The 25,462-nt window shown below is 40.6% G+C and carries 24 protein-coding genes; 7 read left to right on the top strand and 17 right to left on the bottom strand.

The window, feature by feature from the left end:
- Positions 1–123: 123 nt before the first annotated feature.
- Together mrcB and ACNS8M_RS04950 are read left to right on the top strand one after the other, a co-directional pair.
- Positions 124–2,517: a penicillin-binding protein 1B gene (mrcB, locus tag ACNS8M_RS04955; protein WP_168525421.1), complete on the top strand. Its 2,394-nt coding sequence runs from the start codon at positions 124–126 to the stop codon at positions 2,515–2,517.
- 28 nt (positions 2,518–2,545) lie between these two features.
- Positions 2,546–3,109 carry a tetratricopeptide repeat protein gene (locus ACNS8M_RS04950; protein WP_168461320.1) on the top strand — a complete coding sequence of 188 codons (564 nt, stop codon included), beginning with the start codon at positions 2,546–2,548 and terminating at the stop codon, positions 3,107–3,109.
- A 78-nt stretch (positions 3,110–3,187) separates the two neighbouring features.
- Here the strand turns inward: ACNS8M_RS04950 and ACNS8M_RS04945 are convergent, their stop codons facing one another.
- Entirely contained in the window at positions 3,188–4,087 is a 900-nt protein-coding gene (locus tag ACNS8M_RS04945) for an NUDIX domain-containing protein (protein WP_168417988.1), read from the bottom strand.
- A gap of 136 nt (positions 4,088–4,223) precedes the next feature.
- Between ACNS8M_RS04945 and hemP the strand changes: the two genes are divergently transcribed.
- Positions 4,224–4,394 (top strand): hemin uptake protein HemP, encoded by a 171-nt coding sequence (hemP, locus tag ACNS8M_RS04940; protein ID WP_168417989.1) that lies wholly within the window; start codon positions 4,224–4,226, stop codon positions 4,392–4,394.
- Positions 4,395–4,509: 115 nt separating this feature from the next.
- Here the strand turns inward: hemP and ACNS8M_RS04935 are convergent, their stop codons facing one another.
- The 5 genes from ACNS8M_RS04935 to ACNS8M_RS04915 form a co-directional block, all read right to left on the bottom strand.
- Positions 4,510–5,856, bottom strand: a complete 1,347-nt coding sequence (locus ACNS8M_RS04935; RefSeq protein ID WP_168417990.1) for a sensor histidine kinase — start codon at positions 5,854–5,856, stop codon at positions 4,510–4,512.
- A gap of 12 nt (positions 5,857–5,868) precedes the next feature.
- The gene (locus tag ACNS8M_RS04930; protein WP_168417991.1) at positions 5,869–6,534 is read right to left on the bottom strand and encodes a response regulator transcription factor; all 666 of its coding nucleotides are present in this window, start codon (positions 6,532–6,534) and stop codon (positions 5,869–5,871) included.
- Positions 6,535–6,557: 23 nt separating this feature from the next.
- Entirely contained in the window at positions 6,558–7,940 is a 1,383-nt protein-coding gene (locus ACNS8M_RS04925; RefSeq protein ID WP_419225244.1) for an IS200/IS605 family accessory protein TnpB-related protein, read from the bottom strand.
- A 327-nt stretch (positions 7,941–8,267) separates the two neighbouring features.
- Positions 8,268–8,624: a NirD/YgiW/YdeI family stress tolerance protein gene (locus ACNS8M_RS04920; protein WP_168419244.1), complete on the bottom strand. Its 357-nt coding sequence runs from the start codon at positions 8,622–8,624 to the stop codon at positions 8,268–8,270.
- 85 nt (positions 8,625–8,709) lie between these two features.
- Positions 8,710–10,467, bottom strand: a complete 1,758-nt coding sequence (locus tag ACNS8M_RS04915) for a GspE/PulE family protein (protein ID WP_168419243.1) — start codon at positions 10,465–10,467, stop codon at positions 8,710–8,712.
- Between the two features lie 155 nt (positions 10,468–10,622).
- On the opposite strand from ACNS8M_RS04915, the gene ACNS8M_RS04910 reads away from it, so the two are divergent.
- Positions 10,623–11,918: a DUF4010 domain-containing protein gene (locus ACNS8M_RS04910; protein ID WP_252726726.1), complete on the top strand. Its 1,296-nt coding sequence runs from the start codon at positions 10,623–10,625 to the stop codon at positions 11,916–11,918.
- Here the strand turns inward: ACNS8M_RS04910 and tsaA are convergent.
- Positions 11,915–12,670 carry a tRNA (N6-threonylcarbamoyladenosine(37)-N6)-methyltransferase TrmO gene (gene tsaA, locus ACNS8M_RS04905; RefSeq protein ID WP_168419242.1) on the bottom strand — a complete coding sequence of 252 codons (756 nt, stop codon included), beginning with the start codon at positions 12,668–12,670 and terminating at the stop codon, positions 11,915–11,917. The genes ACNS8M_RS04910 and tsaA overlap by 4 nt on opposite strands.
- Positions 12,671–12,772: 102 nt before the next feature.
- Here tsaA and ACNS8M_RS04900 point away from each other — a divergent pair, with 102 nt between their 5' ends.
- On the top strand, positions 12,773–13,552 hold the full coding sequence (locus tag ACNS8M_RS04900) for a ferredoxin--NADP reductase (protein WP_168419241.1): 780 nt from the start codon (positions 12,773–12,775) through the stop codon (positions 13,550–13,552).
- Positions 13,553–13,621: 69 nt separating this feature from the next.
- Here the strand turns inward: ACNS8M_RS04900 and ACNS8M_RS04895 are convergent, their stop codons facing one another.
- From ACNS8M_RS04895 to ACNS8M_RS04885, 3 genes are all read right to left on the bottom strand, one after another.
- The gene (locus ACNS8M_RS04895; RefSeq protein WP_168419240.1) at positions 13,622–13,807 is read right to left on the bottom strand and encodes a hypothetical protein; all 186 of its coding nucleotides are present in this window, start codon (positions 13,805–13,807) and stop codon (positions 13,622–13,624) included.
- A 21-nt stretch (positions 13,808–13,828) separates the two neighbouring features.
- The gene (locus ACNS8M_RS04890) at positions 13,829–14,083 is read right to left on the bottom strand and encodes a hypothetical protein (protein WP_168419239.1); all 255 of its coding nucleotides are present in this window, start codon (positions 14,081–14,083) and stop codon (positions 13,829–13,831) included.
- A 218-nt stretch (positions 14,084–14,301) separates the two neighbouring features.
- Complete coding sequence (locus tag ACNS8M_RS04885) at positions 14,302–14,922, bottom strand: cation transporter (RefSeq protein WP_168419238.1); 621 nt, start codon at positions 14,920–14,922, stop codon at positions 14,302–14,304.
- A 326-nt stretch (positions 14,923–15,248) separates the two neighbouring features.
- Between ACNS8M_RS04885 and yegQ the strand changes: the two genes are divergently transcribed.
- Together yegQ and ACNS8M_RS04875 are read left to right on the top strand one after the other, a co-directional pair.
- Positions 15,249–16,628, top strand: coding sequence for a tRNA 5-hydroxyuridine modification protein YegQ (yegQ, locus tag ACNS8M_RS04880; protein WP_168461162.1), 1,380 nt, complete (start codon positions 15,249–15,251; stop codon positions 16,626–16,628).
- A gap of 28 nt (positions 16,629–16,656) precedes the next feature.
- Positions 16,657–16,926 (top strand): YfhL family 4Fe-4S dicluster ferredoxin, encoded by a 270-nt coding sequence (locus ACNS8M_RS04875; protein WP_168419236.1) that lies wholly within the window; start codon positions 16,657–16,659, stop codon positions 16,924–16,926.
- 214 nt (positions 16,927–17,140) lie between these two features.
- Here ACNS8M_RS04875 and ahpF read toward each other — a convergent pair whose 3' ends face one another.
- From ahpF to ACNS8M_RS04840, 7 genes are all read right to left on the bottom strand, one after another.
- Positions 17,141–18,706: an alkyl hydroperoxide reductase subunit F gene (gene ahpF, locus ACNS8M_RS04870; RefSeq protein WP_419225243.1), complete on the bottom strand. Its 1,566-nt coding sequence runs from the start codon at positions 18,704–18,706 to the stop codon at positions 17,141–17,143.
- 253 nt (positions 18,707–18,959) lie between these two features.
- On the bottom strand, positions 18,960–19,877 hold the full coding sequence (locus tag ACNS8M_RS04865; RefSeq protein WP_168419234.1) for a hypothetical protein: 918 nt from the start codon (positions 19,875–19,877) through the stop codon (positions 18,960–18,962).
- Positions 19,878–19,928: 51 nt separating this feature from the next.
- Positions 19,929–21,056, bottom strand: a complete 1,128-nt coding sequence (locus ACNS8M_RS04860) for a toxic anion resistance protein (protein WP_168461167.1) — start codon at positions 21,054–21,056, stop codon at positions 19,929–19,931.
- A 34-nt stretch (positions 21,057–21,090) separates the two neighbouring features.
- Entirely contained in the window at positions 21,091–21,882 is a 792-nt protein-coding gene (locus ACNS8M_RS04855; RefSeq protein WP_168461169.1) for a tellurium resistance protein, read from the bottom strand.
- A gap of 204 nt (positions 21,883–22,086) precedes the next feature.
- Complete coding sequence (rnk, locus tag ACNS8M_RS04850; protein ID WP_168461171.1) at positions 22,087–22,491, bottom strand: nucleoside diphosphate kinase regulator; 405 nt, start codon at positions 22,489–22,491, stop codon at positions 22,087–22,089.
- A 163-nt stretch (positions 22,492–22,654) separates the two neighbouring features.
- Entirely contained in the window at positions 22,655–23,908 is a 1,254-nt protein-coding gene (gene glyA, locus ACNS8M_RS04845; protein ID WP_019836649.1) for a serine hydroxymethyltransferase, read from the bottom strand.
- 178 nt (positions 23,909–24,086) lie between these two features.
- On the bottom strand, positions 24,087–25,319 hold the full coding sequence (locus tag ACNS8M_RS04840; protein WP_419225242.1) for an alpha/beta hydrolase: 1,233 nt from the start codon (positions 25,317–25,319) through the stop codon (positions 24,087–24,089).
- Positions 25,320–25,462 lie beyond the last annotated feature (143 nt).

The raw sequence follows: 25,462 nt of genomic DNA, 5'->3' as shown, positions 1-25,462 counted from the left end.
TTAAAACTACATTTTACGGCCTATTTTATGACGTAATTTTCTGTTCAGTCACAGATTAATTATTGCAAATTCAGTAAAAGCTTCGCATGATTAGCAAAATTTATCAGGATCTTATCGCGATTTATGAAGTCTGAGCGTGGCATAGGCATAATTGCATTACTGTTTTGCATTATCGTTATTGGTGGGTTTATTGCATTTAGTATCTACTTGATTCGTCTAGATAATATTGTCAGAGACAAATTCGAGGGACAACGATGGGATATTCCAGCCAAGGTATTTGCACGCCCATTAGAAGTGTATAGCAATGCACCTGTGAGTCAGACTGACTTTACGCAAGAACTAAAACTGCTGGGTTATAAAAATACGGATAATTACGCCAAAACAGGCAGTTATGTCACAGATGGCAATACCTTATTTGTGCATACCCGTGGTTTTGACTTTGGCGATAGTGTCGAACCTGAACAAGTACTAAAAGTAAGTTTTGCCAATAACCAAATTAGCGAAGTGAGTGCCACCAAACCGTCTAATACAGGTATTGCACGCTTAGAACCTATGCTGATTGGCGGGATTTATCCGCAGCACAATGAAGACCGTGTCCTGATTAAACTCAATAAAGTACCAAAACCTTTAATTGAAGCGTTAATTGCCACTGAAGATCGTAATTTTTATCAACACCACGGGGTTTCAATTCGTGGTACTGCACGTGCCATTGTCAGCAACGTCACTGGCGGAAAGCGTCAGGGTGGTTCTACACTCACCCAACAGTTGGTGAAAAACTTTTATTTAAGCCCAGAACGTACTTTAAAACGTAAAGCCAATGAAGCACTTATGGCTATGCTTATTGAGCTGCATTACAACAAAGATGAAATTTTAGAAGCCTATTTAAATGAAGTAAATTTAGGCCAAAATGGTAACTATTCAATCAATGGTTATGGCTTGGCTTCGCAATTCTATTTTGGGATGCCATTACGTGAACTGAATATTTCACAACAAGCTTTTTTGGTCGGTTTGGTACAAGGCCCTTCTTTATATAATCCGTGGCGTAACCCAGAAGCTGCAAAAAAACGCCGTGACATTGTTTTAAATAATATGTTGGTGATGGGTTATTTAAACCAAGAACAATATGAAAAAGAAACTGCACGTCCATTAAATGTCATTGCAAAACCAACCTTAGGCCCTGCCCGCTTCCCAGACTTTTTGGATATTGTGCGTCGTCAATTGCGTACCGAATACCAAGAAGGTGACTTGACCAATCAAGGTTTGCGGATTTTTACCACGCTTGATCCAATTGCCCAAACCAATGTGCAAAGTGCGTTTAAAGCTTCGGTTGAGCGTTTAAGCAAAATCAATCCAAAACGATTAAAAGACCTACAAGGTGCGGTGCTGATTTCTCATCCTGAAAATGGTGAATTGGTGGCAGCTGTGGGTTCAACTCAAGATTTCACAGGCTTTAACCGTGCATTAGATGCCAAACGTCAGGTTGGTTCATTACTCAAACCTGTGATTTATTTGAGTGCTATTGAGTCCGGGCGTTATAACTGGGCCAGCCCTGTAGAAGACAGCCACATCAGTATCCCAATTGATGGTAAGTCTTGGACACCACGTAATTACAGTGGCAGTGATCATGGTATTGTGTCTATGTCTCAAGCGCTCTCTCAGTCTTATAACCTGTCTGCAGTGCGCTTGGGTCAAGAGTTTGGACTCTCTACTTTCCGCAATCACCTGATCAAATTTGGTGTACCGAGTGATGCAGTTCCACAATACCCATCTATTTTCTTGGGTGCGGTAGATTTATCACCTATGCAAGTCATGGATATATACGGCAACTTTGCCACAGGTGGCTTCAAATATCCGACCAAAGCCATTCGTTCAGTGGTCGATGCCAATGGGCGTTTATTAGATCGTTACGGCTTAACCGTACAACAAACCATTGACCCATCGGCAGCCTATATTTTGAATTATGGCTTACAGCAAGTCATGAGCTCAGGTACTGGTCGCTCGGCATATAACAGCTTATCCACCGATTTAAAATTGGCAGGCAAATCAGGCACCACCAATGATACCCGTGACTCATGGTTTGCAGGTTATTCTGGCAACTATTTAGCGGTGGTTTGGTTAGGTTTAGATGACAACAAAGTCACTGGATTAACAGGTTCATCGGGTGCACTGCCAGTGTGGGCCAATGTGATGCAGCAATTGCGTCAAAAGCCAGTTAATTTACGTCAAACCGAGCAAATTCAATGGCACTGGATTGACCGCAGTTCTGGGCATCTATCTGCACAAGGCTGTGAAGGTGCAATGTATATTCCTGTGAATCGTAACAATGTACCACGACAGGCAACAGCATGTGGTATGCCACATTATCAGGTCGAGCCTATTTACCAACCCGATACCGAAACTCACCAAGCTACACCTGAAACGGACGACAGTATCGAGAATTATATCCGTGAAACTGAATCTGAATTTGATGACAATGCTGAAGGACGTGTCATCTCTAGCGGTAGTTATATCAATTAACACTTGAGGATATAGGTCATTGGGTCTTATGAAATTACATTTTACAGGTAAAACTTTTTTCAGCGCACTGTTGCTCGGTTCACTGAGTTTAATTGTGGGCTGTCAAAGTCTGCCTGAATCAACTCCTGCTCAGCCAACACCAGAAAAACCTAAAACGGTGACGACACCCGAGGGTGTGGTCATTCGACCTTATGAACGTGAAGAAATTAAACGTCAATCTCTGCAAGTGGTGGTGCCACAACAGAAGGTACAACAAAAGTTAGAAGATGGTCGCAGTTTACCTGCTTTTAAAAAGTTAATGCAGCAAACCCAAACGGCGTATAAACAAGGGCAATTTAATCAGGCTGAAACTGCAGCCTTACAAGCACAGCGTCTTGCTCCACAAGCGGCTGAAACTTATTTATATTTGGCTTTAATCGCCAATCAAAAAAACCAACCCGCCAATGCCGAAGCGTTGGCACGTCGCGGTTTGACTTATGCACAAAGTGATGCCATGAAGCGCCAATTGTGGCTGGTGATTCAAAAAGCTGCACAAAAACAAAATAATGCGAAAAGCCTAGCGCAAGCCCAACAGGCTTTAAAGAATTTGTAATGACAAGTGCATGAGCAAAATTTAGAAAATCGCTGAGTTAGACCACATCAGCGATTTTTTTGTTTGGGAATCAAAAGATCAAATAAAACGCACGCCCGCAATACCATAGGCATGGTGTTGCTCTGCCACGGCGAGATCATCCTGCGTTAAGCCCCCCAAAGCAAACACGGGAATATCGACAAGTTCGGTAATCTGTTGGAATTTTTCCCACCCTAAAGCAGTTGCATCTGTATGGGTAGCCGTTGGTAGAACGGGGCTAAGTAAAATTGCTTCACAGCCAATCTGCTGTGCATGCTGTGCCGAAACAATATCATGGCACGCTGCAATATAGCGCAGACCAACTTTTAAATCGCCTTTTTGTAATTGCATCAGTTGAGATTGTTTAAGATGAATCGCAGCGACTGCTTGCTGCTGCATCGGATTAAGCTGCTTCCATAATTCCAAATTAATAATCACCTGCCCCAATTGTTCAACGCAGTATTGGATCAACTCCATTTTCTGCTCAGCTGTTGGCTCGACTCGCCAATACAGTAATTTTTCTTTTGGTAAGCTGCTTAAAAGGCTTAAATCTTCACTAATTTTAATAGCTTTTGGCCAAACTAGCCGCTGTAGAATTGCACGGTTGGCTTGAGGGAAATTCAAATCTAATAACTGTGAGCGGCTAAACCAAGCCCAAGGCACTTGAATATCCTTTAATAAAGCAGTGGGTACTGCAGCATGAAAGATGTGTAAATTGACAATCACATCGTCATATTCATGGCAAATCACATCAAAGTCATGCCAATGCTGAAGTCCAATGCCTACTTCTTCAAATACCTCACGACGGCAAGCCGCTACAGGGCTTTCACCTGCTTCCACTTTACCACCTGGAAATTCATGCTTATTGCCTTGATGCTGTTTGGCTTCCCGCCATCCAACCAAAACTTTATTTTGGTGAAAAAGTAAGGCTATTGCCACATGAATAGTTGGCTTGAACATGAATCTCATTCCTTCTGTAATGCAGCATATTTCGGTAGGCATTACCGATTTTATAAATTCTACAATAATTCGTTGACAGGTTTACATGATAATGATTATCATTTAAAACAATTCTTACACACCACGGAGTATAACAATGAATGCCCCATTTCGCTTTTTTTCAGGTCATTCCGACACTCAGCATGCCTTACCTATGTTACATTCAAATAACTTATTTGCGCTAGGACGTGAAATTCGTATTCTGCATGCGGGCGAAGAGTATCGTTTGCGTTTAACCCGCAACAATCGCCTTATTCTCACAAAATAACAAAAATAACTAATACAACAATAAACGTGGGAACAGCAGTATGAATCAGCGCATACTGCTTTTTTGCGCTGAAGGATTTATTTTTTAGATCAATTTTAAAAACTAACGAGGCCTTTTAATTATTTTTAGGCAGTACAATTCGCACTTGCAAACCACCTTGTTCGGCTCGTGCAAACTCAATTTTACCTGCATGTAATTCTATAATTTTTTTACAAATGGAAAGCCCCAAACCAGAACCTTGAGTTTTACTGCCCAAAGCCCGATAAAAGCGCTCCCCCAAACGTGCCAAGACTTCATTGGTTACGGTTTGCCCATTATCGGCTATGCAAATTTCCTGCGTAAATTCATGGGTTTTGGTCTTTATCCAAATCGTCCCTTGTGGCGCAGCATAGCGCACTGCATTATCAACCAAGTTACGTAAGCAGCTAAATAATAATTCTGCATTGCCCAGTACCTGTATGGGCTGTATATCCAACTGAACATGCATATTTTTTTCCTGAATGAACGGCGCCAGGCTTTGTAGAACCTCATCCATGAGGGTTTGGACAGATACCGCACTTTTGTTTAAGGACTGTTCATCTGTCGGGTCTAAACGTGCCAGTAACAGCAAATTTTCCAACACTTGTGTACCACGGCTAACATCACGCTGAATTTGCTCTAGATCTAGTGCAAGCTCAGGTTGCTGTTGATATTTACGCTTCAATACCTGTAAACGCATTTGAATGGCAGATAAGGGGGAACGTAATTCATGCGACGCATCTGCCGTAAAACGCTGTTCTGCAATTAAAGATTGTTCCACACGTGATAGTAATTTATTCAGTTGCTGCACCATCGGTTGCAGTTCTTTCAATTCGGGTTGGCTAGGCACAATGGCACTTAAATCGTGCTGATTTTTAGCTGCAATTTGTTGAGATAATTGCTGAATCCGCTTAAATTGGCGACCAATCATAAAATGTACAATTGCCCATTGCAGTAACCATAACACCAATAAAATGGCGGCATAACCCAAACTAGTAGCAGCAATTTCCTTGAAGCGATACTTTAGCGGCTGCGTAACAATTACCTGTAAGCCATCTTCTTGCGCAATATAGCTTCGCCAAATTTGAGCATCGTGCCAATGAAATGAAAAACTATCTGTCGAAGTTTGAACTAGCTGAGGCAAGTTAAGCTGAGAAAGGTCATCTTCATCTTCTGATGTCGTCAGAATCAGATCATCCAAAGTTAATTGATAGCCAATATGAAATTGTTCGCTTAATTCATCAACTTGATTACCTGCATGATCACGCAAGTCTGCCCGCAGCAGCATATCGGCAATTTCATCCATAATTTCATCATGCACTTGCATGGTCTGATAACTTGCAACTGCCAACAGTAAAATTAAGGCAAGGCTTCCCGCCAAGACTGAACTCAGTACTGAACTTTTGACCAGTTTTGACTGTAAAGAAACCGTATGTTGTGACATGCTTAATCAGCTTTAGGTTGTATCTTGCTGCATACGATAGCCTAAACCACGTATGGTTTTAATACGAGTACTGCCAATTTTTTTACGTAACTGATAAATAAAAACCTCAATCGCATTACTTTCAATTTCATCGCCCCATGCATATAAAGATTCTTCTAACTGCTCGCGAGTCACTACATGCTGCGGGTTTTGCATCAGTTTATGTAAAATCTGAAACTCTTTGGCAGTTAAATTCACTGGCTGATCATCTACTTTCACCTGTTTGCTTTGTGTGTCTAGAACCAAATTAGCAAAAACCAAATCATGGCTTGGATGGCTTTGTGCATTGCGTAACTGACTGCGCACCCGAGCCGATAACTCTTCTAAACTGAATGGCTTGACCAAATAATCATTGGCACCCAAATCAAGTCCTTGCACCCGATCTTGAATGCTATCTCGTGCGGTGATGAAAATGACTGGAGTATCTTGTTGCTGTTGTCTTAAGGCTTGCAGAATTTCATCGCCACTGTGTTTAGGCAAACCACGATCTAGCAACACACAATCATATTGATGCTGCTGAATGGCTAAAATAGCATGATCACCACGCTCGACCCAATCGACGTTATAGCCATCCATTTCTAACCAAGTTTTAATACTTTCTGCTTGAGATACATCATCTTCAGCCAAGAGTAATCGCATGCCATCCTGTTCCTTAAAATGTATCAAACATACTCAAGGACTAATTCGCACTCTGTTAATGTCTTGTTGCCAAGCGTGTAACTAGAGCCTGAGTCGGTCAGTTCCGACTTGTAGCGGTCAGTCCGTTCTTGCAATATACGCTTTACAGTTTTATAAGGCGTATAACGACTTATCTCATTGTCGTTTAATCTTGCAAGCACGTTTCTCGCAGCATTCCAATCAGCTTGCACAACTTCCCCATTGAAACGGTGAAAACGATCTCCCTTACGTGTACCTATTAAAAGGCCATGCAAGAAAGAATCACTTTGCGAAGTATATGCAGAATTGACTAGATGCACCGTAGAACCTCTACGGTGAGATATAGAAGTTAGGGCATTAGCTAACAAACCTTTAGCCCATGTATTTAAGCGTCTATTGGTGTTTTTGCCATAGTTGCGTTTACTTTGAATTGGGGATGTTAAATCTTCCGCAACAATCACTTTGGCTTTATCAACCAACTTGTGAGTTGCTGTAAATATTAATGTTTTGAGCTTTGCTTTTTGAGTATCTTGTCGCTTATCTAGTTTTTTTCGACCTAGATTATTTAACTTAATTTTCTGTTTCTTGTGTGGTTTAGCTTTAGCAATCGCTCTGAGCTTGTTTCTGTGCTTGTACTTTTGATTTAAATAATCTGATTCACTTGAGATCAGCTTGCCTAGACCACTCCCATATACATCGCCATCAGAGTCCACAAAGGCTTCTGAGTACCCTTTATCAACACCTACTGTTTCCTGACCACAATCTTGTGTTTCAACTGCATCATAGGTTGAATGAACTTCAATATTGCCATTTTTTAGAATAATTCTTAATGTGCCTTGCGGTGCAAAATCAACAGTCGTATTTAATGGGATTTTAATGGTTTGTCGAGGGATTAGGCTTGGTACTTTAAGCCAACATTGACCATTTAACTCAAAAGTTTTACACATATCCGCACGAACAATAATTTGATTATGTGTGTGATTAACACCATGCTTAAAGTGATTACGCATTTGACGATGGAGGAAATTATCAGTCATCCATTCATCTTTTTTAAGCAAGGTGTATAGTCTTTTTTGTTCATTATTACAGGAGGTGCGTTTTCGGATCGCCTGCTTTACTTTGTCTTTTGATGCTTCTCGATAGGCTTTAATATCACCTATGCAATCACGTAGCGTTTCTTTCCACGCATTTGCAGAAACACCAAAGTCACGACTTTCTTTCATCCACGCATCACGAATAGCTCTGTCACTGATATTCAAACCTGAAATAGCACCATATTTAGCCCACACCTCGCTACGAATACGACCAAGTAAAACAGCTTGTTTCTCAAGCTGTTTGTACTTTTGCACATTCAAGTTTTTACAGTGATGAATGCGTGTTAATTTCACAAAGTCATGCCTAGGTTAAGGGATTGGATAATCAATAGATATGGATGCTAATATACCAAGACACTCACCTAAAATACAAAAGATAATCATTTAAATCTCTAATAAATACCCACCTTGCCACTACTGAATCGACATAGACAAAATGAGAACTTATGCAAATATTTGTCTATATTTTTAGTTATAGTTAATTACTCTGTTCATTATTAAAATCATTCGTGCTTGGAATAAGCCTTAAATTAATAAAACCACATACACCTTATGGCGTATGTGGTTTTTTAGTGAGATCAAGACGATGTAAAATGAATCTTGTCTTTACACTGCACAAACTTAGTAGCGCACCTGATCTACATCAATTTCAACACGTTTTGCAGGTTTGTGGTCTACATCCACTTCACCAATTAAAGTTACAGGCGTTTTGGCAGAAACTGCTTTGCCATTCCATAAATCATCATCAATATCAACAGTGATGGTGCCCGTGCTATCACGGAACTGATATTTTTCATCACCAATGGCTTTAACGACATAGCCTTTTAACTGCACTTTGCTGTCATCTTTTAAGCTTAGGGCTTGTTTCACCGTCACATTTTTATGCAGTGCTTGGGTGTTAATAGTGTCATCTGCCATCGTAACTGATGCTGCTGCCATTAAACCCGCCATCAATACTGCTTTCATTGTAAATTTCATTGCTTCACCTTTTTTGTGTGGCTCATTTCGTTAAATGTATTAAAACAAAGTAAGATGAGCTGAATCTTAAGATTGCATCATTTTTTTAATTTAATGGCACCACACGCAATACTTCTTCTAATGTAGTCACGCCTTCCAAAACTTTTCGTGCGCCTGCAATACGCAAGGGTTCAATCCCCTCTTTTTTAGCTTGCTGACGCAATTCATTTAAATTGGCATTAGCGCTGATCAATTGTTTGGTATCCAAACTTAAAGGCATAAATTCGTAAATTCCGACTCGACCTTTATAGCCAGTTTGACGACATTCATCACATCCAACCGGTTTAAATACCTGTGCTGGCATTTCCATAATGTAGTCAAAGGTCAAATGTTCCCAATCTTTTTCATTGATTGAGCCTTCCTGTTTACAGTGTGGGCATAGTTTACGCACCAAACGCTGCGCCAAGACTCCTAAAATTGTGGCGGCTGTTAAAAACGGTTGCACACCCAAATCATGCAAACGAGTCAAACTTGATGGTGCATCATTGGTATGTAGTGTAGATAAAACCAAGTGCCCTGTGAGCGCCGCTTGAATTGCCATGTTTGCCGTATCATGATCACGAATTTCCCCGACCATAATAATGTCTGGGTCTTGACGCATTAAGGCGCGTACCCCATCGGCAAAGCCAAGATCAATTGCGGTATTGACCTGCATTTGGTTAAAACTCGGTTCTAACATTTCAATTGGGTCTTCAATAGTACAGACATTGACTTCTTCTGTGGCCAATTGCTTCAGAGAAGAATACAAGGTGGTGGTTTTACCCGAACCTGTTGGGCCTGTCACTAAAATAATGCCATGACTATGTGCCGTCAGTGCATACCATTCGTTCAGTAAGCGACTGTCAAAACCGAGCTGCTGAAAGCTGCGCACCAGAACTTCAGGATCAAAAATACGCATGACCAGTTTTTCACCAAATGCCGTGGGTAAGGTCGATAAACGCAGTTCTGTTTCTTGTCCTTTAGGTGTTCGGGTTTTTAAGCGTCCATCTTGCGGCTTGCGTTTTTCAGCGACATTCATGCGACCTAAAATTTTAATTCGGGAAATTACTGCTGTGAGCGTATTGGCCGGCATGTTGTAGATGGTATGCAGCACCCCATCAATACGAAAACGCACTTTACCTGTGTCTTTACGTGGTTCTAGGTGTATATCACTTGCACCCTGCTCAAAGGCAAATTGCAGCACCCAATCCACCAATTTCACAATATGCTGATCATTGGCATCTGGGTTTTGGGTGTCGCCCAATTGCAATAATGCTTCGACCCCTTTATTTTCACGGTCATGCGCAGAAGATTTTTGCGAAGAATGAACAGCGCGACTGACTTGGTAATATTCAACCAAATAACGCTGCAGTTGATCTGGACTGAGCAAAACTCGCTGAATTTTTTTAGGCAATAAACTACGTTCTAAATTTGCGACCCATTCATTTTTATAAGGTTGGTCTGTCGCAATCAGCACCGCATCTGCGGTAATTTCAACGGCTAATATGCGATTACGCAATGCAAATTCTTGTGACATCACTGCCGTTAAAGCAGCAACATCGGCTTTTAGAGGATCAATAATATAAAATGGTAAGCCTGCTTTATCGGCCAGCCACTGGCATAAACGGTTGAGGGTAAGTGTCGTTTGGGGATGGCTTTGATCGACCAAATTAAAGTTTGCAATCCATTGCAGCGGATGCCATTTTAACTGGTCACGCTGACGATGCGTGGTTTGTACCAAAGCCTGATCGCGCTCGGTAATTTTGCCATCTTTGACTAATTGTTCTAAGCACCAAGTACTGTCTATCTCAAAATTAAAATTCATTGTTATTTGCCCCAAAATCTGGGTTTACTATAGCAGAGTTTACTTTCAGGACTGAATGTCTTCTTCAACTCATGTATGCCGTATTGTTTAATCTAGTCAGGAATTTACTGGAAAAATCGATTCTTAAATAGCGATAAGCGCATTTCAAATATATGATGTTTAAAATAGCGTATTGTATTTGGAATGTTGCAGTGGATTCACTTACACCACCCTCTTTAATCACAACCAATTTCCCCGAACTGCTCACCATTTTTGCAGCAGCGCTAGGCTGTGGTTTACTCATTGGTTTAGAGCGTGAGCGCAGCAAGAGAAATGGACAACATCATCACTTCGCGGGAGTGCGTACCTTCGGTATTTGCTCGCTGTTAGGTGCAATCTGCTTTTTATTTGGCACACCGCTCGCTATTGTGGGTGCACTGATTGTTGGTGGAATTGGTTTGTACTCCCTTAAAAACCAAACGGAAGATGACCCCGGTGCAACCACCGAATTGGCCTTTGTTATGACCTATTTTATAGGCGCATTGTGTTTGTGGAATATTCCACTTGCTGCGGGTTTGTCGGTTATTTTGACTGGCTTACTCATGACCAAACACACCATGCATGGTATTGTCAGCCAATGGATTACCGAAGCAGAACTGCGTGATGGCTTGTTCTTATTGGCCCTAGTGCTGATTGCTTTGCCATTGACTCCCAATACACCTTTATGGGGCAATGTCCTTAATCCTTATGTGATTTTAAAACTGCTGATTTTAATTTTAAGTGTGCAGGCGTTGGCACATATTGCTAAACGCTTACTTTCCAGCAGTAATGCGCTCATGCTTTCTGCCATTGCTTCAGGTTTTGTTTCCAGTACAGCAACCATTGCTAGTTTAGGCATGGAAGTGCGTGCAGGTCGTGGTGATGCACGTGCTAATGCTGGTGCAGCTCTGATGTCTTGTGTTGCAACACTTGCGCAAATGCTAATTATTGTGGCGGGAGTCAATTTGGCATGGTTTAAGCTGTTAATTCTGCCATGTTTAGCAGGAATATTGGTGCTCACTGTTGCAGGGGTATGGCTGCTCAAAAAGCATAAAAGCACCACAACAACAAAACCTGAAACCGACACACGTATGTTCAGCCTAAAAGAAGCTGCAATAATTGTAGCGACTTTAACAGCCATTCAAGCAATGGTTTACGGCTTAGAACAAACCTTGGGCGATGCAGGCTTAATCATTGGGACCTTACTCGCATCTTTATTTGAAGTTCATGCCGCCATTGCAACAGTGGTGATGCAAGGCCCACCTAGCCAGCAAACATTACTCTATGCCTTAATTTTAGGTGTGGTTGCGCATGCCATTGCCAAATGTGTGAATGCTGCGCTGATTGGTGGTTTGCGATTTGCCTTATATTTTGCCCCGACCCAAATTTTACACATGCTGGTTTTGGTCGGTATTTTATATATGTTGGTTTAATCCGTATGAAGTAAGACGATTTTGCAAATATAAACGCAGTTCAGATCAACTTTAAAACTCACATCAAAATCTGCAAAACGCATATTGTAAATTCGCTCAGGGTCATCCTGATATGCAGGTCGTGGGTCTAAAGCCAAGACCTGTTCCAGTTCCTGCACAATCTGCGGCTGCAACAAGCCTAAACTGAGCAACTCAGCTTTTTGTATTTCAGCAGTCTCCATCCACAATACTGTTTTTCGTATCGGCTCATCTTGCGCATAGCCACTTTGTGCATGAGGCACAGCATCTGAATATTGAATATAGGGCTTAATGTCTAAAATAGGCGTACCGTGGAGTAAATCTGCCCCTGTCACATAAATTCGGAGTGACTTACCCACTTTTTTGACCTGTTTAAATTGCACCACAGATAAACCAATGGGTGCAGGACGATACATACTGCGTGTCGCAAAGACACCTATTTTTTGATTACCGCCTAAACGTGGCGGGCGCACTTGGGCACGAAACTTATTGTTTTGCTGGGTTGATGCTGTTTGCTGATCTTCAATTTGATTTTTATTGTCATGAAACTGCCAAATTAACCATAAATGACTAAATGCTTCAATCCCTTCAAATGCCAGTGCATCATTATACGGCGCCTGCATTTCAATATAAGATTCGACCTGTACCAGATTCGGTTGACGAGGAATACCAAATTTTTCTCGGTAGGGAGAATGCATAAATCCGATTATTGGCATTTTTAGATCAGTCTTCATCACTTTTTCTGATAAGCTCAATTAAATATATTCAGTTTATAGAGAATGAATTTAGATTAGAATAGCAAGCTGTTCTAATTTGATAATTTATTGAGACCTTTAATGGCTGCTTTCAACGTCGAAAAGATTACTCACGTACACCACTGGAATGACACCCTATTCAGTTTTAAAACTACCCGTGACACGTCACTGCGTTTTAAAAACGGTCAATTTGTGATGATTGGTCTGGAAGTCAATGGCAAGCCCTTAATGCGCGCTTACTCAATTGCCAGTGCTAATTATGAAGAAGAACTAGAATTCTTCTCTATTAAAGTACCTGACGGCCCGCTTACTTCAATTTTACAAAAAGTGAAAGTTGGCGATGAGTTACTTGTTTCTAAAAAGCCAACAGGAACTTTGGTACTTGACGATTTAAATCCAGGTAAAAACTTATACTTGCTTTCATCTGGTACAGGTTTAGCACCGTTCTTAGCAACCATTCGTGACCCAGAAACGTATGAACGCTTTGAAAAAGTCATTGTCGTACACGGTACTCGTTTTATTTCTGAATTGGCATATCAAGACTTAATCTTAAATGAACTGCCAAATCATGAGTTTTTCCAAGAACTTGGTATTCGTGAAAAACTTGTGTATTACCCAACAGTGACCCGGGAAGAATATCCAAACCAAGGTCGTGTGACTACAGCAATCGAGTCTGGCGAAATATTTGAAAAAATTGGTTTACCACGTTTTAACCCTGAAACTGACCGTGCAATGTTATGCGGTAGCCCTGCTTTCTTAAAAGATGTTGCATCTTTGCTTGATCAGCACGGTTTAAAAGAATCACCACGTATGGGTGAACTAGGTGACTATGTGATTGAACGTGCTTTCGTTGAAAAATAATTGAATGTAGAAATAGTCTATTTAAATAAAAAACCGAGCATTGATGCTCGGTTTTATATTTAATATCAATTAGCGTACACTACGGCCTTCTTGGTTGGCACGCCCTTCACAGTGTGCACCACCGCCAATTACAAAACCACGCTCTGCTTGACATGAACCAATTACACGACCACTCGAATCATAAGTCGTAACTTTTGAAGCACAACCTGTCATTAAAATAGCCGCTGTTAATGCGATTAAACTAGAAATTTTCATTGGATTACCCCTCTTAAAAAATTAATCTTGTTGCAGCGAAATCTGCGTATTGGTCGGTACGGCAGGCAATAAACCCGTACGTTCATCTACTTTAGAATAGTTAATCCCTTGTAAATTGGCACCGCCATAACACACCGCTTTTGCCCCTAAAATAAAGCCCTGTGTCGCCACACATGAACCAATTACCTGCCCCGCAGTGTCATAAGTAACAACTTTAGAACTGCAACCAGCCAAAGCAACTAGGCTTGCTATAGAAATTAGTTTGATTAGTTTCATTAAACCCTCAATTCAAAAAAAATAATAAATATAATTTTTAAAATCATTTAAAATACATCAATTTATTTTTAATTTTAGATATATATTATTTTTTGTAAATAGCAATTCAGCATAACTTTCAAATATTTTTGACGTCAAATTCAACTTTCTCAACCATTAAAAAAACTCAGGAAAGTGTTTGACCTGAGTTTTCTAAATTAGATTTAAAATTTATTCTTTTATTCAGGCACATTCATCCGTCTCTCCGCCAAGGCTTGTTGAATCACATGATAACCTGCGGTTAAACCTAAACTGGCCATAATCACTGCTACCACAAGGTCAGGGATTAAACTGCCTGTGCCAAACACACCAATGGCCGCTAAAATCACTGCAAAATTACCAATCGCATCGTTTCGGCTACACAGCCAAACCGATTTCATATTTGAATCACCATCACGGAAGGTAAATAAAATATAAGCAGTAAATACATTGGCCAACAAAGCGATTGTGCCAATAACACCCATGGTCATGGCTTCAGGAGGAATGTCTTGCACATAGGCATATATCACCTTGCCCAACACAACAACACCGAACAAAGCCATAGTCATACCTTTCAGCAATGCCACTGTAGCACGCCAATATAAACTTGCGCTCAGCACTGCCAGTGAAATACCGTAATTCACAGCATCGCCGAAAAAGTCCAGCGAATCTGCCCATAAAGCAGATGAATGTGCATAAGCACCACCAATCAACTCCACCACAAACATGCTCAGGTTAATCACCAAAGCAATCCACAGTGCTGTTCTAAATTTACTGTTGGGTTTAATGGGTGCAGGTTCATGACTACAAGTACAGGCCATAGATACACCTTCTTTCAAAATACAACTGAGATGATGCTGCTGATTTAAAAAGACAAACTAGTCTTTATTTCATTTTAACAAATAAGATTATGCCTTGCTGATGATTGAGCAAAACTGTCATATTTAGCTACCCTGATCAATCTGCAGCATTTCTTTTTGAGTTCATCACTTATTTTTAAATTTTAATCCACAGCAAACCTATCTTTGATATCCAAATATTGATGGTCAACATGAGTTTTCTTCTGAATCCCGAGCTATTTACTAGGTTGAATCCTAAATTTAGATTCATACAATAAAGCCATATTTCTGCTATTGCTTTTTTGATCATGACCATTTCCCACGTCACCGAACTTCTTTCTCCTGCTGGCTCTTTAAAAAATATGCGCTATGCCTTCGCTTATGGGGCAGATGCTGTCTATGCAGGGCAGCCGCGTTACAGTTTACGCGTGCGCAACAATGAATTCGATCATGACAATTTAGCCATTGGCATTCAAGAAGCCCATGAATTAGGTAAAAAGTTTTATGTAGTGGTCAACATCCAGCCACACAATAGCAAACTGAAAAACTTTATTCGTGACCTAGCACCTGTGGTGGCGATGCAACCTGACGCCCTGATTATGTCTGACCCAGGTCTGATTATGATGGTGCGTGAAAACTTCCCTGACATGCCTGTGCATTTGTCGGTACAGGCCAATGCCGTGAACTGGGCCACGGTGAAATTTTGGCAGAATATGGGACTCACTCGTGTCATTCTTTCACGTGAGTTGTCGATTGATGAAATCGAAGAAATTAAAAACAACGTGCCTGGCATGGAAATTGAAGTATTTGTACATGGCGCATTGTGCATGGCCTATTCAGGTCGCTGCATGCTTTCAGGCTATATGAATAAACGTGATGCCAACCAAGGTGCATGCACCAATGCCTGCCGCTGGGAATACAAAATTCACGATGCTGTTGAAGATGAAACAGGCGACGTGATTCCTGTCAAAAATATTTCAGCAGAAGCCGATGCAGATGAACAGCACATGCAGGCGCAGCATCAATTCAACGAACCTGTACTGTTACAACGTAATGAAGAAGATATGTTTGCTGCCGAAGAAGATGAGCACGGCACTTACTTTATGAATTCTAAAGATTTACGTGCGGTACAACACGTAGATCGTTTAACTAAAATGGGTATCCACTCCCTTAAAATTGAAGGTCGTACCAAGTCTTATTTCTACTGTGCACGTACCGCACAAATTTACCGTAAAGCCATTGATGATGCGTTGGCAGGTAAACCATTTGACCCAGCGCTTATGACACAGTTAGAAGGTCTAGCCAACCGTGGTTATACCGAAGGTTTCTTGCGTCGCCATGTTCACAGCGAATACCAAAACTACGAAACAGGCTCATCTAGTTTTGATCATCAACAATTCTGTGGTGAAGTTTTAGAGCGCAATGGCGACTATATTAAAATTGATGTGAAAAACCGTTTTGTGGTGGGCGACTCGTTAGAATTGATGACACCACAGGGCAATATCTACTTCAACTTAACCGAAATTAAAGACAAAAAAGGTAATTTGATTGAAGATGCCAAAGGTTCAGGGCATATTGTAGAAATTCCTGTTCCTGCGGATGTTGATATGCGTTATGCCCTGCTCATTCGCAACCTGCCAAATTCGACTGCCGATATTTCTGCGTCTTCTTTGGCCTATCAAGCCTAAGTGGCAATGAACTAAGCGAGTTTCTGCAATGGCACTACTGATTACCGATCAATGCATCAATTGCGATATGTGTTTGCCAGAATGCCCGAATGAAGCGATTTATGAGGGTGAAAAGGTCTATGAAATTGATGTAGATCGTTGCACGGAATGTGTTGGATTTTACGACTATCAAACCTGTGTATCTGTCTGCCCAATTGAATGCATTATTCCGCATCCTGAGCATGTAGAAACCAAGGAGCAACTGCAAGAAAAGTTTAAGCAACTGAATCTGTTTGGACAAAATAATCCAAGTCATTAAAGCAAGCCTGGAACTATCTTCAGAAAGTCCAATCGTAACTTAGAAATAAAGCGGACTATTTAAGAAAAAAAGAACTGAGTTGTTAGCCGACTCAGTTCTTAAAACAAAAAATAGAATAAATAATCAATACTGTGCAGATACGCACTTTAGCGAATATAGCGCCTGAGTATTGGGGAACTCAGGCGCTATCCTTTTAGTTAGAGGGGTTCAGCACTTACTGACCTGAACGGATGATGTAATCGAATGCTGAAAGTGATGCTTTCGCGCCTTCACCAGTTGCAATAATGATTTGCTTGTACGGTACAGTTGTACAGTCACCCGCAGCAAACACACCTTTTACATTGGTTTCATTACGCTCATTAATTACAATCTCACCACGATTTGTTAGCTCTACTTTTGACTCTTTTAAGAAGTCCGTATTTGGCAATAAACCAATTTGTACGAAAATCCCTGCAAGTTCAACTGTATGCTCTTCATCTGTTGCGCGGTCTTTGTATTTCAATGCAGTGACCTGTGCACCATCACCAATCACTTCAGTCGATAACGCATTGGTAATCACGGTTGTATTTGGCATGCTGTTTAATTTGTTTTGCAAGACTTGGTCTGCACGTAATTTAGTATCGAACTCAACCAAAGTCACATGCTCTACAATTCCTGCAAGGTCAATCGCAGCTTCTACACCAGAGTTACCACCACCAATTACTGCAACACGTTTGCCTTTAAACAATGGGCCATCACAGTGCGGGCAATACGCTACACCACGAGTACGGTATTCTGCTTCACCCGGTACATTCATTTCTCTCCAACGTGCACCTGTAGATAAGATGACCGTTTTCGATTCAAGTACCGCACCATTTTCCAAAGTCACTTCAACCAAACCATTGGCTGTTTCGTCAGCACCTTTAATTGCAGATACTTTTTGTAGATTCATAATATCTACATCGTATTCACGCACGTGTGCTTCCATTTCTGCTGCAAATTTTGGACCTTGGGTTTTCTGGATTGAGGTAAAGTTCTCAATGTCCATCGTATCCATAACCTGACCGCCCATGCGCTCAGCCACAATACCGGTACGGATACCTTTACGTGCAGAGTAAATTGCAGAAGTATTACCTGCAGGGCCACCACCAATCACCAAGACATCAAACGCTTCTTTGGCATTCAATTTTGCAGCATCTTTGCTTGCAGAATCTGTATCCAATTTAGCCACAATCTCTTCAAGTGTCATACGACCTTGACCAATATGGTTGCCATCTTGGAATACCATTGGTACAGCCATAATTTTGCGTTGCTCAACTTCGTCTTGGAAGAAAGCACCATCAATCATGGTTGCAGTTGTACCTGGGTTGTAAATCGCAATCAGGTTCAACGCTTGCACCACGTCTGGACAGTTATGGCAGCTTAGCGATACAAACACATCAAAGTTAGATGTAAGATTTAATTCTTTGATTTGCGTTAAAACTTCATCCGATACTTTTGGTGCATAACCTGAAGTTTGCAATAAAGCCAAGATTAATGAAGTGAATTCATGTCCCATTGGCAAACCTGCGAAAAATACGCGCGGTTGCTCACCTACTTTTGCAATCCCAAAACTTGGTGCACGTGAATTTTGACCGTCAAAACGTGCAGTAACTTGAGGCGAAAGTGCCGCAATTTCTTCGACCAATTCTTTAATTTTGGCAGATTTATCTGAACCATCTAAAGTCGCCACAAGTTCAATCGGGCTTTCAAGACGTTCTAATAAAGTTTTAAGTTGTGCAGAAGTATTTTGATCTAACATGGCTAACGTCTCCAATGGAGTAAAATTATGTCGTTGAAGTTATCTTACGAAAATTTCATGTATAGGTGAAACGGTTTATTTTTATATTTATGATCGTTTTTTCAAATGGTTGCTCAATTTTACAAATACTGCATAAAATTTAGCGACACTCATTGAACACAGCAACTACACCTAAATCATTCATATTTCACAATAACATAATTTAGGTGTGACTGCTGAAGCGATTACTACGAAATCACGTTTTAATCCTACTTTATTCTAAACGCTGTTGAATACGGTAGATGCGCTGCTGCAAGTGCCATGATAAAAACCACAAAAATGCCGAAACAATTGCCATCATAACAATGAGCGCAAGACTAAGATAATGTGCCACTGTATTGAATTGTTCGGCTTGCTGCACTTGTTTACTTACACTTTGTGCCATAGGCGTTAGTGCTTTTCCATAAACCTGTTGCTGCATCGTCCATAACTGCTCAGGCTTAAAGCCATAATGTAAAAACTGAGGGTCTAGCTGTTCTGCTTTAACCAAATTCAGCACTTGTGGAATAGCTGCATCTTTATCTGCAGGATGATGCATCAGCGCAGTTTGTGCCAACAAATAGGCTTCCACTGGTGCAGCAAGGTCGGCCTCTTGTAAATAACGTGCCAGTTCGCTTTCCTGAATATTGCGCTCATAATGCACAATTTTGGCATACACATCCTGCGTATCATCTTGCAGATCATGCTGTACATAGCTCAAAGCCGACCATAACACAATAAAACTGATTAACCAGCCTACAAATTTCAGCACAAAAGACTGAAAGCGAATATAAAAAAAACGTATTTTTTTAAGCAAATAAATAAGGAAAAATGCGCCAATGAATGAGACCGATAATTTCAGTATCAGCCAGCCAAACCAAGACAACAAGCTAAAAAAATAATCAGGCTGCTGCCCTAAATTGGCTAATGTCGCATCCACACTTGCTGGCATGTGTAACTGCTGAACTTCAGTGCTTAAGCCAAAAAAACTGTAAATTACGTCTTGCTGAATAAAAAAGCCGATCACCGATGCTAGCAAAAGTGTCATAGACACTACTGCCAAAATACCCAGCTTTTTTTGGCGCTGCTGTAATGCCACAACACCTGTTTGCAACTGTTGTGGCTGGATGGCATATTCATCGAGTGGTGGCAAAATTAAACTCCTATTCAGCAATTTTCAGATTAAATTTACAATACCTGCCCATTAATGGCCTGAATGTTGACTGGAACTAATGACCAGTTGATTCAGATTATCCTGCAAAGCACGCAGACGTGTAGTTGCTTCAGCACGTTTTTGCATCCCCTCTTTTTGCACCTGAATCACATCATTAACCGTTTTAATGAGGGTATTTTGTACGTGTTCAAGGGTTTCAATATCAATCACCGAACGTTGATTGGCTTTGGCGGTATCTACAGAATTTTGATGTAATAAGTCTGCATTACGGCGTAGCAATTCATTGGTGGCATCATCAATACTGTTGGCCAACTGCACACTATTTTTCTGCTCGTTTAGAGAAATTGCTAAACTGATCTGGTTTTTCCACGCTGGTAAAGTAATGTTCTTAATCGCATAAAACTTATCGACCAACATTAAATTATTGGACTGAATAATCCGAATCATAGGTAAAGTTTGCATGGCAGATTGCTGCAACACTTGTAAATCACTGACCCGTTTTTCCAAATTATTGGCAAGATGATTCAGGTCATAAATTTTTTGCGTTGTGGTTTGGTCTTGGGGTTGTGCTGAAAATTCAGCGAGTTGCTGCTGAATTTCCTGCTGCTTTAGTTTGCCCGCTGCAATATAAACTCCTAGTTGCTTATATTCATCCTGCACACCCTGAAACATTTGATCAAGCGTGTTTACACGGGTTTTTAAACCATTTTGTGAGCTTTCAATTTCAGTGACTAAACTATCAATCTGCTCTTTGGTACTGTTAAAATTTTGATCAAAACTTTGCTTAGCGCCTTTGAGTTTATTGAATAAACCACCTAAGAAACCACTACTTTTTTGTGGATTTAAAATACTGTTGGTATTTAACTGCTGTGCAACCTGCACCACCTGATTCAGCTTCTGCCCAGTCACATCTAAATCTTTATTTTGTACTAAGCCTAAAAGCTCATCGGTATAAGCTGAGGTTTTACTGGCAATATTTTTTCCATATTCTGCAACTGCATGATGATTCAAATCACTCAACTCTTTACGCACAGCCAATACCTCTTGAAAATCTTCAGCCTGCAAACCAATTTCCTGCAAATTAAGTTGCTGAAACTGCTGTTCAGCCTGCGCATCACTCACTTGGACAGATAGCTGATGTTGCTCAGAAGTTGACATATTTTTACCTCTCTATAGTGCAAGACTGAACGCATTACGATTGCGCAGGCTTTTCTAAGGATTTTCTTAAACTCTTAATTAAATGTTCACGACTATGATCCAGCTTTTCTAACTGACTGTGCGAACCACTTTGCTGACTTTGTTTAACATGATATTGCCATGCAGGAATCAACACCTGTTGTGCTTCTTTAAAACGGTCTAACAAACTAAAAGAAAGTTGCTGTGAAAGTTGCATTTGTGTAATGGCAATATCATTGCTGCTTTGCAACGTCTTTAAACTATAAATTTTCTTGGTCAGTCTTTCGTTAAAATTATCTAAGGGATGCTGATTACGCACAAACTTAGGATATTCCAATAAAAATTCATCAGCCGCTTGAATATATTTGGCCATTTGCTCACGTAAACCAATAAGCTGCTGAAAACGTGATTGGGACTTTTGAATCTCAATTTGTAGCTTCTGACTCAGCGTATCTGCTTGCTGTAACAAAACATCTAGATGCTTATAGTATTGCACCTGCCCTGCACCATATTCCAAATCAATACCCAGCCACTTTTGCAGCGCATTGAACTTACGTTGCTTCAACACTTTTTTAGAATTACCCAAGGCTTGTATGAGTTGCTCAATGGTCGCACTCAATTGTTGGGTTAAATGCGGATCTACACCATCCAACAATACTGCTTGTGCCTGAATCAGCTGATCTGCATAATGATTTAAACGATATTGATCATTCAGCAAAGGCACCAAGTCATTACGCTGAATAGCCAATAGCTCAGTACGATCGACTGGAATATCTTGCAAGGCTGGTAAAATTTCAAACTGAGACATAGACCAATACAACCCTCGTTTCTGATTTTATAGTACGTGTTTTATGGCTAAGGTCATGTAATATTTTGCAATTTTTTATTTCGATCTGCATTCAAGGCTAATTAATATTCATGCTCACTCATCCATGTGTTAAAGCCTAATTGATAATTTCAGTGCATAAAAAAGCCATGATCTACATGGCCTTTGAATGTTCCAAACGCAGGATTATAAATAATCCCCTTCGCGCTCTGGTTGATACAGAATTTTCTCAATCTTGACTCTCATCAAATGACCGTCTGGCTGTGGCCATTCAATTTCTTGCCCTTCAGCTAAACCTAAAATGGCCGTGCCTACAGGTGCAACCACATTCACCTGTCCTTTCTCACCTTTAAAATCATGTGGATAAACCAAGGTAATTTCAGTCGGTTCTTTTGCAGGTGCAATGGTAATCAACGCACGGGCATTCATACTCACTACATTTGCAGGTACGTCTTGAGGAGCAACGACTTCGGCACGTGCTAACTCATCTTCTAAATGTTGCATCGTAGGCGTCAATTTTGGTTGATGCTCAAGCATTGTTTCTAAACGATGCAAATCTTGTTCTGAAATAATAATCTTTGGTTTAATCATTTACTTATATTCCTGTCATTAGACAAACACTGAATCAATCAGCTTATCTACCCTCATATTCAATACGCTTAAGTTATAACAGAAATTCAGCTTATTGAATGAAGAATCATTTTTTTACATCCATAAAAAAAAGCCCCTTGAGGGGCTTTTCTCAAGGATGTGCTTATTTTGCGTAAACTGGGAATTTCGCGCAAACAGCTTCAACTTTTGCTTTTACAGTATTAATTACAGCTTCGTCACCTTTGCTGTCAAGAATGTCTGCAATCCAACCTGCAAGATCACGCACTTCAGCTTCACCAAAACCACGTGTAGTTACTGCTGGTGTACCAATACGGATACCAGAGGTTACAAATGGAGAACGTGGGTCATTTGGTACTGAGTTTTTGTTAACAGTAATGTGCGCCGCACCTAACCATGCATCTGCATCTTTACCAGTAATATCTTGCTTGATTAAAGAAAGCAAGAACAAGTGGTTTTTCGTACCGCCAGATACCACATCATAGCCACGTTCAATAAGAACTTCAGCCATTGCTTGTGCATTTTTCACAACTTGTTGCTGATAAGCTTTGTATTCAGGCGCCATTGCTTCTTTAAAGCAAATCGCTTTTGCTGCAACTGCGTGTACCAATGGGCCACCTTGGTTACCTGGGAATACAGCAGATTGTAATTTTTTCTCGATCTCTTCGTTGGCTTTAGCAAGGATTAGACCAGAACGTGGACCACGTAATGTTTTGTGTGTAGTAGTGGTCGTTACGTCTGCAATTTGAACAGGGTTAGGATAAACACCTGCTGCCACTAGACCCGCAACGTGAGCCATATCTACGAATAAATATGCGCCTACTTTGTCTGCGATGTCACGGAAACGCTGCCAATCTACAATTTGGCTGTACGCAGAGAAGCCCGCAACGATCATGCGTGGTTTGTGTTCAAGCGCCAAACGCTCTACTTCTTCGTAATCAATTTCGCCAGTTTCTGGGTTTAAGCCATATTGAATAGCGTTATACGTTTTACCAGAGAAGCTTACTTTTGCACCATGTGTCAAGTGACCACCGTGAGCCAAGCTCATACCCAATACAGTATCGCCTGGGTTAAGTAAGGCTAAGTAAACTGCAGAGTTTGCTTGAGAACCTGCGTGTGGTTGAACGTTAGCATAATCTGCACCAAAGAGTTCTTTAGCACGGTCAATCGCCAGTTGTTCAATAATATCTACATACTCGCAACCGCCATAGTAGCGTTTGCCTGGGTAGCCTTCTGCATATTTATTGGTAAGTTTTGAACCTTGTGCTTCCATTACTGCAGGTGAGCAGTAGTTTTCAGAAGCAATTAACTCAATATGAGCTTCTTGACGCGCATCTTCATTGGTGATCGCTTGAGCTAATTCTGGATCAAATTCGGCAATAGAAATATTGGCAAACATTAGCGAGGTCCTATTAATTTAGGGCTTTTAAGCCGTGCTAAGATTGGCGCGTATTGTAGCATAAAGTTTGCGAACTGAGAGAATGAACTTTGCTCAGTTTTACATAAAAATAGCTCATGTTTCAGATAAAACACGAGCTATTTCAGATCAACTCAATATTATATCGGTATTCAAAGACTTATTGAATAGGCATTAAAGCTTTTACATCATTAACGATATATTCAATATTATTTGTTAAGACCGTGTGGTGATCCCAAGTTGCTTCTGCATGATATTGAATACTCGATTGCTTTGCTGCTGCACCACTCAACAATAAATCTGTTGCAACTTTAGGTACCACCGCATCAGCTCCACCTTGGTAAATAATAACTGGCTGATTAACTTTGACTTGTAATGGTTGTGAATCTTTCGATAAAAATTGACTCACATCTGCCAAGCTTAAGAAATTCGGTTGCGTCCGAGGATACCCATCGATACTCCACTCATTTCCAGCAGCGTATTGCCCCATTGCCACCCCTAGTTTAACACCTAAAATATCAGAACATTCAGTGTCTGCAAGTGCAGCAATCCCATCAGTTGGAGATTTAAACACTTGCTGATAACTTAGACTAGGATTTTTATTTCTTAGACCCGCCGTAATCAGTGCTGTATATGTATCCAGCATAGCTAAAGTATTAATTTTTGCTTCTAAATTTGTTAATTGAGCTGCCTGCTGTTCTCCCATGGTCAAAATCGCAGCTAAATTAGAAGCAGGGGCTATCGCAATCGTACCTTTATAATCCAACTGAGCACGTGAAGCATACTGCGCAGCCCCTAATGCAGCATGTCCACCTTGCGAATGTCCTACAGTCATCCATTGTTTAGCGGCTTGATTACCCAAATAATTACGTGCTGCAACCACCGCGTCTGTAATAGAAAATGCAGCACTCTGCAAGTTTAAGAAAGGATGGGCTTCATTTTCACTTGGCTCACCTAAACCCTCATAGTCTGGGGCGACCACGACATAACCTGCTGCCAGTAATTGATCAATCATCCCCTTAATATACATATTTAAAGGTGCTTTACTCGGTGCACAATCATCTGCCACACCTGTCGTGCCATGAGCCCAAACCACAATAGGCCAACCCGTGATTGGTGGTGCTGTTTTAGGTGTAAATAACAAAGAAGTCGCTTGTACTTCATTTCCATTTACCCCTAACATTTTATAGGTCATTATGACACTTTCCGCTGCTGTTGCTGACATATCTGACGCATCATAAGCTTTAGGTGTAAGCACCAAAGGATTGATAATACTATGTTTCGGAATACCATCATCAATTACTACAACGCTAGTATCGTCATGATCATCATTACATGCTGTTAACAACAAACTACTGCTGGCCAAAGCCACACTTAGCCATATTTTTTTCATTGCTTCGCCCTTCTCTTAATATTGTTATGTATGCGTCCTTCGCAATTTATAGTTGTACGCTTTTTTAGCAATTCAAGCAAGATTAGGAAAATTAATATGCAAATGTATTTTATTTAAAATTAAATACTTACAAACAAACGAAA

This window comes from Acinetobacter sp. A2 (genome assembly GCF_048537555.1).
Lineage (GTDB): Bacteria > Pseudomonadota > Gammaproteobacteria > Pseudomonadales > Moraxellaceae > Acinetobacter.
This window is presented reverse-complemented; position numbering and strand designations above follow the sequence as displayed.